The organism is Paenibacillus sp. 01T431 (genome assembly GCF_056398625.1).
Genome location: NZ_JBFTPT010000005.1, coordinates 249374 through 263446 on the forward strand (window position 1 = coordinate 249374; position 14073 = coordinate 263446).

A 14073-nucleotide genomic window follows, 5' to 3' on the forward strand; every position below is an offset into this window, starting at 1 on the left:
TTATGCCAATAGAGAGCGCTGGCAGCTAATGTTTAAATTTTCTGACAATATAGAATAAAGGCATATTTTTTTAATATATAAATTAATAGTGGAGAAAAAATCCATTGTATGATAGCTTAAAAAAGGATTCAGCCAGAAAAGGACGAACCTTTTAAAATACGATTTTTCCAAACGGTTTTAAAGCAGATTTTCGAATAAAAGAATTTTCTTTCAGAAAAAATAAAATTATTGAAAAATTCCTCCAGTGATGATATGTTGTAAACAGGAAAGATCATCACTTTCTGGAAGGATTTATAGCATCTCATTATTGGTGGACTACCATGACAATCACATAAAAAGTAAGCCGAAACCTTCCAAGTAAGTGGGGCATGAAGGCATCGATGCGGGGTTGGAACTTGAACTGATAACAGGGAGGGATGACCAAACAGCAGTTGATCGCAGCAAATGTAGAGTAAGCATGAGCTCTTGCATTTCATCCATTGGAGGGGTAAAGCTATGCGGAAAATAAAATTATTTGCAATGGTTTTATTGGCGGTTACGCTCGTTTTTGTATCGGCATGCAGCAAGGGCAGCAATAACGGAAGTGAGAAAGCTACGAACAAGCCTACGAATGATACGACTGCCGAAACGGCTACACCGACAGAAGCTCCGCCTGTAGAGCCGGTTATCGACATGAACGGCGAGACGTTAAAAATTATTCACTGGGTCGACGGACCGTCAGAGGATACGCCGGAAGGTGCAGCAACACTGGAGAAGTGGCGGGCTGCCGAGAAGAAATATAATGTGAAGATCGTGTGGGAGAAGGTGCCTTGGGGCGAAAACATAAAAATGGTTACAAACGCCGCGCTCTCTGGTGAGTCGGCAGCCGATATCGTACCTTTGGATTACTATTTTGCAGTGCCGGCCATCAATCAAGGATTGTTTATGCCGGTGGATGATTTCTTCAATTTTGATGATCCCAAATGGCCTGCAGGCTTGAAGCAGCACGGTGCGGTCAATGGCAAAATGTACGGCTTTACCTCCAATATCAACAACGCCTCTGGTCTCTACTACAATAAAACATTATTTGAGCGCGAAGGTCTTCCAGATCCGCATGATTTGATCGCTCAAGACAAATGGACATGGGACGCTTTCCTAGACATCGCCAAAAAAGCGACAAAAGATACGAACGGCGACGGTGTAATCGACCAATGGGGCGTCACCAATATCGTCGGAAATCTATCGCGCATCTTGATTCACTCCAACAACTCCTCCTTTATTACACTCAAAGACGGCAAAAACGTCTTCAACTATGACGATCCAAACCTACTAGAAGCACTACGATTTTTTAGTGATCTATTTAACGTGCATAAAGTCGTCGCTCCTAACAAAAACGAGAATTTCGAGGATTACAATGAGTCGCAAACGTTATTCAACTCCGGTAAAGCCGCAATGGTGACTGGTGAAGTATGGGAAGGCGCAACAAGAACAACAATGACCGATGAGCAAGGTTTTGTTTATTTCCCCAAAGGTCCAAAAGCAACAACATGGCAAGGCAGCATTGAAAACTACGTGCAGTTCTATATTCCTGCCATCGTCAAGAGAGCAAAAGAGAAAGCTTATATTTGGGAACAAATTCAAATGTGGGATCGCGTAGAGCCGATTAACCGCGAGGAAGCGGAGAAGCAGCTGCTTGCTGATGAAAGCGATATTGAAGTGATGCTCGATTCTCTCAAATATGCACAGCCTATTTTTCTGCCGCTAGGCGGAGCTTTAAGCGATATTTCCTATTCGATTGCCAATCGCGGGGAGTCGCCAGAGACGGTGCTTGAGCGAAATAAACAAATTGCGCAGGATGCGATTGATAAGGATTTGAATACACAAACAACAACAAAGGCAGCACAATAAAGGATGAGACTAGATTGATGAAACAGCATCGCAGGGAATCCCCATAAGGGATTCCCATCCTTTTATATGGACGACCATTTAAAGAGGAATGAGGGGTTCGCATGCTGAAGGTAACCAGGAAAACAAAGAGAGTGGTTGGCGCACTGCTGGCTCTGGTCCTATGCCTGACAATCGTCTCCATTTATCCTGCGAGCCGCTCCTCAGGCAGCGATCACATACTTGAGTCTACTCATGCGGCATCAGCCTTATTGGAGAAGAAATTATCAAACCTCCCTTCAGCAGGAAATCGCTATGAAGAGTATGCAGCTGAGTATGCAAATGAGCCGCATCCATCGATCAATCAAACAATTGAAGCCGAATCCTTTGCTGCGATTGAGGGTATGAATGCTGAAAAATTTGAAGTTTACGACGGTGCCGAGACGCCAGTCGTTGAAACGGAAGATTCAGGTGTCATTCATTGGAATGTTGATGTGCCAGAAGACGGATTATATCATATGGCTTTGCGCTATTTTCCGGTGGAAGGCAACACTTCACCCATTGAGAGAGAGCTGCGTATCGACGGTGAAGTTCCTTTTGAAGAAGCATCCAGACTTGTTTTCTCACGGGTATGGCGCAATGAGCTGGCCGAGCTGGAGCAGGATGCCAAGCAAAATGATTTGCGGCCGAGACAAGTTGAAAGCCCGCAGTGGCAGGAGAGAGTATTGCGTGATGCGGAAGGTTATTATCGTGAGCCGTTCTCCTTTTATCTATCCAAAGGCCAACATCGAATTTCACTCGTTTCTCTAAGAGAACCGATGATTATAGACTATTTGAAGCTTTACCAGCAAGAAGAAATTCCTCCCTATGAGAAAGTAGCACAAGGGTATCAAGAGCAAGGCTATAGTGCGACGAACGGCTTGTTTATTAAGCTTCAAGGCGAGGACGCCGCGTTCAAATCGAATCCCTCATTGTATCCGCTGAATGATCGCTCCAGTCCTGGCACGGAACCCTATCATGTATCAAAAATTAGAATGAATACAATCGGAGGCGTCAACTGGAAAATTCCCGGACAGTGGATTTCGTGGAACCTTGATATTCCAGAAGACGGGCTCTATGAATTTGGCCTAAGATACAAGCAAAATACGGTCAGAGGCGTCAACGTGGTTAGAGAGCTTTCCATCGACGGGAAAATTCCGTTCAAGGAGGCGGAAGCTATCCCTTTCCGTTATGACGGCGCATGGCAGATTGGAATGCCTGGCGAGGATGGCAAGCCGTACTTATTTTATTTGACCAAGGGGAAGCATGAAATCAAGCTGGAGCTGACGATGGGCGACCTCGCTGAAATTATTCGAATGGTGCGTTCCAGCATCCAGCAGCTCAACGCATTGTATCTCAAAATCATCATGATCACTTCGGCTTCGCCAGACCCCCTTCGAGATTACGAGCTGGAGAAAAAAATTCCTGAGCTGCAAAAGGTGTTTAAGGAGCAGAGCGAGTTTCTTACTGCCGCAGCAGATCGGATGGATGAGATGGTTGGCGGCACGAGCGCCAGCACGACGATCTTAAGAACAACCTCCTATCAATTGAAGGATATTGGAAGCCGTACTGAGACTTTGACCTCACGGCTCAAAGGCTTCAAGGATAATGTGACCGCCCTCGGAACTTGGCTGCTTACCGTAAATCAACAGCCGCTTGAAATCGATTATTTATTTTTCAAATCGCAGGACGTACCTGTGCCGAAGGTCAGTACTGGAATCATCGGGAAGTCTGTACATGAAGTGATGTCCTTTGCCAGATCGTTTTCCGAAGATTACAGCCACATCAGCAATGTCAAGCAAGGAGACAAGGAAGTAACCGTGTGGATTGCAGCAGGAAGAGATCAGGCTCAGCTGCTTCGGTCTATGATTGACAACACCTTTACGCCGCAAACCGGCATTTCAGTTAATTTACAGCTCGTGAATCCAGCAGTCGTTCTGCCGGCAACGCTAGCGGGGAAAGGCCCGGATATCGCGCTGACCCAAGGCGATGTAATCAACTTTGCGATGCGGAACGCACTTCAGGATTTATCCAGCTTCCCGGAATTTGAACAGGTTAAGGACCGGTTTATGGATAGCGCTTTCGCAAGCTTTAAGTATCAGAACGGCGTGTTTGCTCTACCAGAAACACAATCGTTCCCAATGCTATTCTATCGTAAAGATATTTTGGAAGAGCTGCATTTGGACGTGCCGCAAACATGGGAAGATATGTACCGTATCATTCCCGAGCTCCAGAAGCACAACATGGATTTGGCGCTGCCGCAAAATATCGTGTTTGAATCGATGCTCTATCAAAATGGCGGCCAATATTACCAAAAAGACGGGATTGCAACGGATCTTGATTCAGCCATTGGCATAGAATCGTTCCAAAAGTGGACGGAGCTGTATACCAACTATAAGCTGCCAATTGAATTTGATTTCATTAACCGTTTCCGCACAGGTGAGATGCCAATTGGTATTGCGGATTACACCACGTTCAATTTCTTGACGATTTTTGCCCCGGAAATTAGAGGCCAGTGGAGTTTTGTCGCGGTACCGGGCACGAAGAGCGAGGCGGGGACGGTTCGCCACGACACACTTAGTTCAGCTACAGGCACAGTGATGTTTAAAGACGCCAAAAATAAAGAGGCAGGCTGGGCGTTTATGAAATGGTGGACGGACACGGAGGCACAGGTCACGTTTGGGCGTGAGATGGAAGCGATATTAGGGGAATCGGCGCGATATGCAGCTGCGAATTTAGAAGCTTTGCAGCGTCTTCCATGGTCAGCAAAGGAAATGAATCAGCTGGTTGACGAGCTGAACTGGGTCGTCGGCAGACCTGCTGTCCCAGGCGGCTATTCACTCGATCGGCACATCTATAATGCCTTTTACGAGGTGTACACCGACGGCAGCGAACCGCGGGAAACGCTGGAAAACTATGTCCGAACGATCAATCAGGAAATTACGATCAAGCGCGAAGAATTTGATTTGCCGACAAAGTAGAAGGGAGGGGTCCATATGATTCAGCTTGTTAAAAAAAGCAAGTTAAAATTGGACAGCAAAACGCTGCGGCCGCGGTTGAATCTGAAGTGGAAGGAAGTTTCGAAGAACAAGGTTTTATATGCCATGATTGCACCGTTCTTTCTAATCTTCTTCACCTTTACCGTCCTTCCCGTCTGCTTATCGCTGCTGGTCAGCTTCACTAACTTTAATATGCTGGAGTTTCCGAAGTGGGTAGGCTGGCGCAATTACGCTCAATTGTTCGTTAGGGATGATGTGTTTCTAATCGCTTTAAAAAACACGCTGATCTTCGCCGCAATCACAGGACCTGTCAGTTATATCGCCTGTTTTGTGCTCGCGTGGATTATTAATGAGTTTCCGCCGAAGATTAGAGCATTTGCGACGCTGGTTTTTTATGCGCCTGCCTTGTCAGGGAGCGCCTTTATCGTGTGGACGCTCTTGTTCAGCAGCGATTCCTATGGATATATCAATGCCTTCCTGCTCAAGTGGCATTTGATATTGGAGCCCATCCTTTGGCTCAAGACACCTAAATATATTCTTCCGATCATCATTATCGTACAGCTTTGGCTCAGCCTTGGAACGAGTTTTCTTGCCTTTATCGCAGGTCTGCAAGGACTTGATAAAACGTTATTCGAGGCTGGTGCGATCGATGGCATACGCAACCGCTGGCAGGAGCTTTGGTTCATTACGCTGCCATCAATGAGGCCGATGCTGATGTTTGGTGCGGTCATCCAAATTACAGCTTCCTTCGGCGTTGCGGAGGTAGCGACTGCGCTCGCTGGGTTCCCAAGCGTGAAGTATGCGGGCCATACGATCGTTACGCATTTAATGGATTACGGCTCCATTCGCTTTGAGATGGGATACGCCTCTGCTATTGCGACCGTGCTGTTCGCAATGATGCTCGGCTCGAATCTCATTGTGCGTAGGCTGCTGGCGAAGGTCGGTGAGTAGCGATGATCACAATTCGTCTAAGAAAAAAAAGAATAAGCCGCTCATGGATGGGCGATGTCTTTCTGTTCTTGCTGCTTGCAGCAGTAGGATATTTTATGGCAATGCCGCTCGTATTTGTGATCAGCAATGCATTCAAGCCGATTAACGAAATTTTGAAGTTTCCGCCTGATTTTTTGGTCAAAAATCCAACATTCACTAACTTTACGGACTTATATCATCTGCTTTCCGGCTCATGGGTGCCTTTTACTCGTTACATTTATAACACTTTTTTTATTGCGATTGTTGGTACGGTCGGTCACGTGCTCATTGCTTCCCTTGCAGCTTATCCACTGGCGAAGCGGAAATTTCCAGGAAAGGGATTCCTTTTCACCATTGTAGTGCTATCGCTAATGTTCTCAGCTACGGTTACTCAGATTACGAATTACATGACGATGTCATGGCTCGGTTTTCTGGATACCCACTGGGCGGTTATTATTCCGGCAATTGGCTCCTCGCTTGGGCTGTATCTTATGAAACAGTTTATGGAGCAAATACCGGATGCGCTGCTCGAAGCTGCACAGATTGATGGTTGCAGTGAAGTTCGCATTTTCTGGAGTGTCGTTATGCCTGTTGTCAAACCTGCATGGCTTACGCTAGTTATTTTCTCTTTCCAAGGTTTATGGGGGGCAGGCGGAGCAGCAGGCTCGATGTACATTTACAGTGAGCAGCTCAAAACCATTGATTACGCGTTAAGTCAGATTCTGGCGGGAGGCATCGCACGAACGGGTCCTTCGATGGCAGCAACATTGCTGCTGCTCACCGTTCCGATTCTCATCTTTGTGCTATCGCAGAGCAGCGTTATTCAAACGATGTCAACCTCCGGCATGAAAGAATGATGGGAAAGGGGAGGCTTACGTTGAATCGATTATGTAAATTTCTGCTGCTCTTCCCACTAATGCTGATCCTGGTTGGCATTTGCGTTCCAGTCTATGCTGCGCCATATGATGGCTACAATTATTCGTGGTGGGGAGATCCTGAGCCAGCGCCTGTGCCGTACTTGCCAGTGAAGCAAATCGGCGGGGAGCAGTTAAGCTCCGGACCATTCAAATCGCCAGAGGACTTGTTCATCACCGCTGACAATCAGATCTATGTCGCGGATACAGGGAATAACCGCATCGTAGTGCTTGATGAGCAAGCAAGCGTAATTCAGACGATTGATGCTTTTGTGAATGGCAATAAAGCGGATAGCTTCTCAGCTCCGCAAGGGATCTTCGTACATTCAAATGGACATTTGTTCATTGCCGATACAGGAAACAAACGCATTGTTGAACTAACGAAGGAAGGCGAGCTGGTACGCGTCATTGGCGCTCCGGAGAGCGATGTGCTGGGCGGAAACTTTGTCTATGAGCCGATCAAGCTGGTCGGAGATTCAGCGGGTCGTTTATATGTAGTCGGAAAAGGCGTGTTCAATGGCATTATGCAGTTTGATTCCGGCGGCAAGTTCTCAGGGTTTATGGGCGTCAATAAAGTGCGCTACAGTGCCGCGGATTTGTTCTGGAAGCGCGTCATGACGAAGGAGCAGCGTTCCAAAATGGTGCTCTTTATCCCTGTCGAATTCAACAACGTCGATATTGATAGTGAGGGCTTTGTTTATGCTACGACAAGCGAGGCATTCTCGGATACACCAGTTAAGCGTCTGAATCCATCTGGAACGGATGTGCTGAAGAGAACGGGCTACCAGCCCCCAAAAGGTGATATTCGATTCCGCACAGGAGGCACACGGCCCGGAACATCAGCTATTCAAAGCGTCGCGCTTGATCGAAATGGGATTTACAGCATTTTGGACAGCACGCGCGGGAGAATCTTTACGTACGACAGAGAAGGCAAGCTGATGTATATTTACGGACTGCTTGGTGAGCAGGTTGGGACGTTTAAGACGCCAGCCGACATTGACATGTTAGGCGATAAGATGATTGTGCTGGATAAAGGCTTGAATCAGCTGGTCATGTTTGAGCCAACGCGCTATGGAAAGGTGATTCGGGAAGCCGTTATTAATAATGATATTGGCGAGGAAGAAAAGTCGGTCGAGAAATGGCGCGAGGCTTTGCGATTAAACAACAATCTCGAAATCGCTTATTTGGGGATCGGGAAAGCGGAGCTCAGACAGGGACATAATTACGAAGCGATGAAGCATTTTGAGCTGGGCATGCACACGCAGTATTATTCACGGGCTTTTGAACGTTACCGCAAGGATTTCATGTGGGAGCATTTCGGGAAAATTGCGGCAGTAGCCATAACAGCAGTCGTTCTGCTCATCGCTGCGAGAGTGCTTATCAAGCGCAGAACAGCTGAGCCTAGCGTAGTGGGAATGGGCTGGTATACGATCTTCCATCCGTTTAATGGATTCTGGGAACTGAAGTTTGAGCGAAAAGGGAAGATCTGGTTTGCTTTGCTGCTGCTGCTTATTCTCTCTCTTCTCTACGTACTCAAAAGGCAGTTTACCGGCTTTATCTTTAATCCAACGGTCAATGCAGAGAATGTAAACGTGCTTGATGAGATTAAATTTATCGTGCTCCCGTTTTTTCTATGGTGCATCGCCAATTGGTCGATGACGACGCTGATGGATGGCGAGGGGAAATTCAAAGAAATTGTAATGGCTACCGCCTATGCGCTTATTCCAGTTGTGCTGATGCAAATTCCGCTTATTTTATTATCCAATGTCATTACGATTCAGGAAGGTTCGTTCTATCGATTGCTGGAGTCAATCGGCTTCTTGTGGTTTTTTGGATTGTTATTTATCGGGATGCTTACCGTTCATCAGTATACGGTGGGGAAAACGGTCATTACGATGCTGCTAACGATGCTTGTGATGGGCATCATCATCTTCTTAGGCTTGCTTTTCTTCAGCTTAGCGCAGCAAATGCTTTCCTTCGCGGCTACGGTATACAAAGAAGCGATGTTTAGACTAGGGGAGGGATAATGCCATGTCAAAGCATAATACACGGAAATGGGTGGCATTGTCCCTGCTGCTTGCGATGCTGTCGCTGCCGGCTTGCACATCGGGAACGGTTAACAGTACCCTTACATCCGGGACGCCTAGTAAAGTTGCCGCGGCAACGGATGCTTCGCTCCGTGCACTGGACGCATCAGCTCAAGTGGAGCCTCGAATAGAAGGTCTTGATCCGGTGCTGGAGAACGATGCGCTTCGGCTGTATATTAGCAAAGCTACTGCTGAAATTGCGGTCGTGGATAAAAAAAGCGGGAACATATGGCGCTCGAATCCAGACAGCTCGGAGGATAACCTTGCTTCACCTTATTTAAAGGGGAAATTATCCTCCCAAATCTCTTTCGTTTACCTCACGAAGAGCGGTCAGAACAAGGATTATGACAGCTATAACAACAGCGTGAAATTTAATCAGTTTGAAATTAAGCAAGCGGATAATGGGGTGACGGTCACCTATCAGTTCGGTGATCCACAGAAAGGGCTCGAGTCCATACCGCAGAAGATAAGCAAGGAGCGGTTCGAAGAAAGATTGCTGAAGCGATTGGAAGATCCAGCGGATCAAGAACAGCTGAAGGTTAGATACAAGCTAAATGAGGAGCAGGGTATTTACGAACGCCGAGAAATACCAAAAGCTGTCGTGAAAAAGCTATTGGCAATCTTTGAGAAGGCGGAATATACGGAAGAGGATTTTGCTATCGATAATGGTGAGGGAGACGGCGGTGGAGCAGCTGAAGAATCGGTTAAACCGAAATTTTCAGCAGCGATTGAATACACATTGGATGGCAGAGATCTAATCGCTTCAGTGGATACGTCGACCATCACTGAAGATACTCCGCCTTATCGGATTCATTCGATCAGTCTTCTAGAAAATTTCGGAGCTTCGGGCCAGAAGGATGACGGCTACCTCTTTCTTCCTGACGGGTCAGGAACGCTTATTAGGTTCAACACTGGAAATATCCAAGCGCAGCCTATCCTGATCCCGATATACGGTGAAGATAGCTCGATCTATGTAAATGAAAAGTTTAATACGCTTGAGCCAAACCGGTTGCCGGTATTCGGAATGAAAAAGAACGATGCTGCTTTTCTTGCCATTATTGAGCAGGGGGAAGCGCTCGCCAAGCTTTCCGCGGATATAAGCGGGCGATTGCATGAGTTTAATACGATTGCTGCCCAGTTCATTATTTTGCCGAAGGACGAGGTGCGTTTAAGCAATAATGAGATCATGCACAAAACGCCAAAGGAGACGTACAAGGGGAATTTGAAAATTCGTTATTCCTTATTAAGTGACGATGAGGCTGATTACTCGGGCATGGCAGCAAGCTATCGCACTTATCTGGAGAAGGCGGATGGGCTAACAAAGCTGAAAGCAGAAGGAGATGCGCCATTTTATATGGAGCTTGTTGGCAGCATCCCAAAAAAGAAAAACATGTTAGGTTTTCCTTATGAGGCTCTTGTGCCTTTAACGAATTTGAAGGAAGCTGAGCAGCTCGTTGATCAGCTTCATGGCAAGCAAATACAAAATATTCGGCTGAGTTACAAGGGCTGGTTTAATGAAGGCTTAAATCATACGATAGCTTCGAATATCGACATGGATAATGTGATAGGGAGCAAAGGCGATTGGAAGCGATTAGCGGAAAAGCTGCAGAAGACCGGAGGCGGGTTTTATCCGGATGCAGCCTTCCAGCTTATCTATCAGAATTCCGGGAAATTTAGCCCGAGCAAAGACTCTGCCCAGTACATTTCTCGGCGCTATGCGAAAATTTATGAATTCGATCGCGCAGCATATTTTCGGCATAACGAGCTGTTGTCACACTATTTGTTGACTCCAAGAAAGCTAAGTTCAACGGTCAGCGGTTTTCTGTCTGATTTCAAGAAGCTGAATCCTGGAGCTATTTCCTTGAGGGATCTGGGCTCTGAGCTTTATTCGGATTTCCGAAGAAATGCAGAGGTGACAAGAGAGGACGCAAAACGAATCGTTACAGATCAGCTCGAAGCCATTTCGGAGATGTCTCCAAGCATAATGGTCAATGGCGGCAATGCTTATGTGCTTCCGTATGTATCGCATATTCTAAACCTGCCGCAAAAAAGCAATGAATATCAGCTAGCCGGTGAGTCGATACCGTTTAACCAAATGGTGCTGCATGGTTATATCGAATATGCGGGAAAAGCATACAACATGGCTGATGAGCAAGACATTCGGGAAAGTGTACTGCGCTCGCTTGAAACGGGTTCAAATGTCTACTTTAGCTGGTTCTATGCGGAGCCGTCCGTCCTTAAGGACACTCGATTCAGTTATCTTTATTCGAATGATTATGGGCAATGGTTTGATGAGGCTGTCGACGCTTATGGCGAAGTGAATGCAGTGCTCAGGCAGGTCCGCAGTCAGAGCATGATCAAGCACGAAAAGCTGGCGGAACGCACTTACAAAACCGTATATGAGAGTGGCTTGACGGTATACGTAAATTACAGCGATGCAGTTGTGCATACGGATGGTGTGACCATTGAAGCCCATGATTACATCGTTAAGGGGGGATAAGGATGTCGAAGAGACGAACACTGAGCTTGGAGCGCAAAAAGGAAATTTACGGCGTGTTGTTCGTAACCCCTTGGCTGCTTGGATTCGTACTGCTGATGGTTATTCCATTCGTCCAGTCGCTTCAATTCAGCTTCCATAAGCTGACGCTTAATTCGGAAGGCTACTCGCTTCAATACGTCGGCCTTGAAAATTATCGCAACATCTTTTTCGTTGATGCGTGGTACGTTCGTTCCTTAACGGAAGCCGTTACGGTGATGGCATTAAACGTACCGCTCATTATTTTTTTCAGCTTATTTACAGCCACATTATTGGTGCAGAAATTCAGAGGGAGAATGCTTGCGAGAGCGATCATATTCCTGCCAGTCGTGTTAGCCTCAGGGGTTATAGCTAAGCTTGATAACGGCAATTTTCTAGCTCAAATGATCGGCTCCGCTTCAACCGACATGGAGGGCAACTATTCTGGACTGCGAAGCATTGAGCTTAGGCCGCTGTTATTCCAAGCCGGTCTTAGCCGGGACATTGTGGAGTATTTGACGAGTGCGGTGGATCGAATCTACCAGATCATCAGCTCGTCTGGCGTCCAGATACTCATTTTTTTAGCAGGGCTGCAGTCGATCTCGCCTTCTCTTTATGAAGCGGCGAAGATGGAAGGGGCCACAGGTTATGAAGCCTTTTGGAAAATAACTTTTCCAATGATCTCGCCGCTCATTCTGACGAATGTGGTGTATACCATCATCGATTCCTTCTATGACAATAAAATGACGCAAATGATTCAGGACGCAGCTTTTGGTCGATTGGACTTTGGCGTCAGTTCGGCGATGTCTTGGATTTACTTTCTAGTCATCTCGATCATTCTAGTCGTATCGACGTATCTGATTTCGAAGCGTGTATTCTATTATGACTAACAAGGAGGAAGGGATATGGAAGCTGAGACGAAGGTGAAAAGCCGCATCTCGGACTCTGCCTTAGTGCGGGCCGCAACGAGCTGGTACGATCGCCATAGCCCAGTTGAAAAAGCGAAGCATTGGCTTTGGATATTCATTCGTTCCGTACTCATCGTCGGGATTTGTTTTATCATTTTGTATCCGATCATTACGAAGCTGTCCATCGCGTTGCGCGACAAGCAGGATATGTTCGATGCAACCGTCGTATGGCTGCCGCGGCATTTTACACTGGATAATATCAAAATCGTCATGGGTTATTTAAAATATTCGGAATCCGTCACTAACACGCTGCTGCTTAGCCTTGGGACGTCGCTGCTTCAACTCGCTTCCTGCGCACTGGCTGGTTATGGCTTTGCAAGGCTCAAGTTCCGGGGCAGCGCCATTTTGTTCGGAGTTGTCATCTTCACCATCGTAGTGCCGCCGCAAACGATTATGGTTCCTACGTATTTGCATTATCGCTTTTTTGATGTGTTTGGGCTCTATCATCTGTTCACGGGAAAAGATGGCGTGAATCTGCTGGAGAGCTTCTGGCCTTTCTTTATTTCTTCGGGGCTTGCGATGGGCTTGAAAAACGGTCTGTATATTTATATTTTTCGTCAATTTTTCCGCTCACTGCCGAAGGATTTGGAGGAGGCCGCGTATGTGGACGGAGCGGGCATTCCGGGTACCTTTGCAAGAGTCATGCTGCCTAATGCTGTACCTGCGATAGCTACAGTCATGCTGTTCTCGTTCATCTGGCAATGGAATGACAGCTACTTTGTAAATCTCTTTGCGCCAAATTATACCCTTCTAGCAAGAATGCTCGATTTGCTGCCTGGTGCTGTTCGACCCGAATATGTTGGAGGTATTTCTCATACATCTTTATATTTGAACACTGGAACACTGCTCGGCATTTTGCCGATCTTCATTCTTTATTTATTCGCACAAAGATACTTTGTAGAGAGCGTAGAGCGCACAGGATTGGTAGGCTAGCGATTATTCGGGCAACCGTACTTACGATTGGAGGTTCTGCAATGAACGATGCCATAGGAGTAGATAGCGAGGGGCTCTTGGATAAGCAGGTGACCCTATGATCCCACCATTAATTGCCGGACTTAAAAAAGGATTTATCGTATCCTGTCAGGCGCTTGAGCATGAGCCATTGTACGGCTCCGATATTATGGCTGCGATGGCAGCGGCAGCGGAATCCGGAGGGGCATCAGCTATTCGTGCCAATACGCCGCAGGATATTGCCGCTATCAAACGCAAATGCAAGATTCCGGTTATCGGACTATATAAAAAACATTATCCCGATAGTGATGTCTACATTACTCCAACCTTGCTAGAGGCAGGAGAAGTGATTCGAGCGGGTGCTGATATCGTGGCTATAGACTGCACTTCCATGCCGAGGCCAAGAAACGAGAAGTTGGATCATGTTATTGCTGCTATTCGCAAAAATTTCCCTAATACGCTGATCATGGCGGATATTTCAACTTTTGAGGAAGGCGTTTCCGCTATGAAGCTTGGCGTAGATGTCGTCTCTACGACGATGTCTGGTTATACGCCACAAAGTCCGAAGCAGCAAACCCCTGATTTTGATTTAATCGGGAAATTAGCTGCGCTTGGTCAGACACCCGTTTTTGCGGAAGGAAGAATATGGTCGATCGAGGATTGCTTGCGCTGCTTTGACGCTGGCGCGCACGCTGTCGTAATCGGAACTGCTATTACAAGGCCGCAAGAGGTTGTGAGACGTTTTGTAATGAGCATCAAGTAATGAGT

General features: G+C 46.7%; 9 protein-coding genes. All 9 read left to right on the top strand.

The genetic code is table 11. The features are described 5' to 3' along the window. Positions 1-495 precede the first annotated feature (495 nt). The 9 genes from AC1DM9_RS11185 to AC1DM9_RS11225 all read left to right on the top strand — a co-directional run bounded on the left by AC1DM9_RS11185 (position 496) and on the right by AC1DM9_RS11225 (position 14068). Positions 496-1887 (top strand): ABC transporter substrate-binding protein, encoded by a 1392-nt coding sequence (locus AC1DM9_RS11185; RefSeq protein WP_477579987.1) that lies wholly within the window; start codon positions 496-498, stop codon positions 1885-1887. A 101-nt stretch (positions 1888-1988) separates the two neighbouring features. Further along, positions 1989-4883 (top strand): extracellular solute-binding protein, encoded by a 2895-nt coding sequence (locus AC1DM9_RS11190; RefSeq protein ID WP_477579989.1) that lies wholly within the window; start codon positions 1989-1991, stop codon positions 4881-4883. Between the two features lie 15 nt (positions 4884-4898). Then, positions 4899-5852 carry a carbohydrate ABC transporter permease gene (locus AC1DM9_RS11195; RefSeq protein WP_144376841.1) on the top strand — a complete coding sequence of 318 codons (954 nt, stop codon included), beginning with the start codon at positions 4899-4901 and terminating at the stop codon, positions 5850-5852. 2 nt (positions 5853-5854) lie between these two features. After that, positions 5855-6727, top strand: coding sequence for a carbohydrate ABC transporter permease (locus tag AC1DM9_RS11200; RefSeq protein WP_076270027.1), 873 nt, complete (start codon positions 5855-5857; stop codon positions 6725-6727). A 20-nt stretch (positions 6728-6747) separates the two neighbouring features. Beyond that, a complete protein-coding gene (locus AC1DM9_RS11205; protein ID WP_477512899.1) occupies positions 6748-8811 on the top strand; it encodes a YIP1 family protein in 2064 nt (687 codons plus the stop codon). 4 nt (positions 8812-8815) lie between these two features. Continuing rightward, complete coding sequence (locus AC1DM9_RS11210) at positions 8816-11371, top strand: DUF5696 domain-containing protein (RefSeq protein ID WP_477512898.1); 2556 nt, start codon at positions 8816-8818, stop codon at positions 11369-11371. Between the two features lie 2 nt (positions 11372-11373). Further along, positions 11374-12276, top strand: a complete 903-nt coding sequence (locus tag AC1DM9_RS11215) for a carbohydrate ABC transporter permease (protein ID WP_076270024.1) — start codon at positions 11374-11376, stop codon at positions 12274-12276. 15 nt (positions 12277-12291) lie between these two features. Further along, positions 12292-13287, top strand: a complete 996-nt coding sequence (locus tag AC1DM9_RS11220) for a carbohydrate ABC transporter permease (protein ID WP_083682375.1) — start codon at positions 12292-12294, stop codon at positions 13285-13287. 97 nt (positions 13288-13384) lie between these two features. Then, the gene (locus AC1DM9_RS11225; protein WP_477579993.1) at positions 13385-14068 is read left to right on the top strand and encodes an N-acetylmannosamine-6-phosphate 2-epimerase; all 684 of its coding nucleotides are present in this window, start codon (positions 13385-13387) and stop codon (positions 14066-14068) included. Positions 14069-14073: the final 5 nt, after the last annotated feature.

Excerpts from the sequence above, each read along its gene's own strand:
- AC1DM9_RS11185 (WP_477579987.1), top strand. The coding sequence starts at position 496 with ATGCGGAAAATAAAATTATTTGCAATGGTTTTATTGGCGGTTACGCTC.
- AC1DM9_RS11190 (WP_477579989.1), top strand. The coding sequence starts at position 1,989 with ATGCTGAAGGTAACCAGGAAAACAAAGAGAGTGGTTGGCGCACTGCTG.
- AC1DM9_RS11195 (WP_144376841.1), top strand. The coding sequence starts at position 4,899 with ATGATTCAGCTTGTTAAAAAAAGCAAGTTAAAATTGGACAGCAAAACG.
- AC1DM9_RS11200 (WP_076270027.1), top strand. The coding sequence starts at position 5,855 with ATGATCACAATTCGTCTAAGAAAAAAAAGAATAAGCCGCTCATGGATG.
- AC1DM9_RS11210 (WP_477512898.1), top strand. The coding sequence starts at position 8,816 with ATGTCAAAGCATAATACACGGAAATGGGTGGCATTGTCCCTGCTGCTT.
- AC1DM9_RS11215 (WP_076270024.1), top strand. The coding sequence starts at position 11,374 with ATGTCGAAGAGACGAACACTGAGCTTGGAGCGCAAAAAGGAAATTTAC.
- AC1DM9_RS11220 (WP_083682375.1), top strand. The coding sequence starts at position 12,292 with ATGGAAGCTGAGACGAAGGTGAAAAGCCGCATCTCGGACTCTGCCTTA.
- AC1DM9_RS11225 (WP_477579993.1), top strand. The coding sequence starts at position 13,385 with ATGATCCCACCATTAATTGCCGGACTTAAAAAAGGATTTATCGTATCC.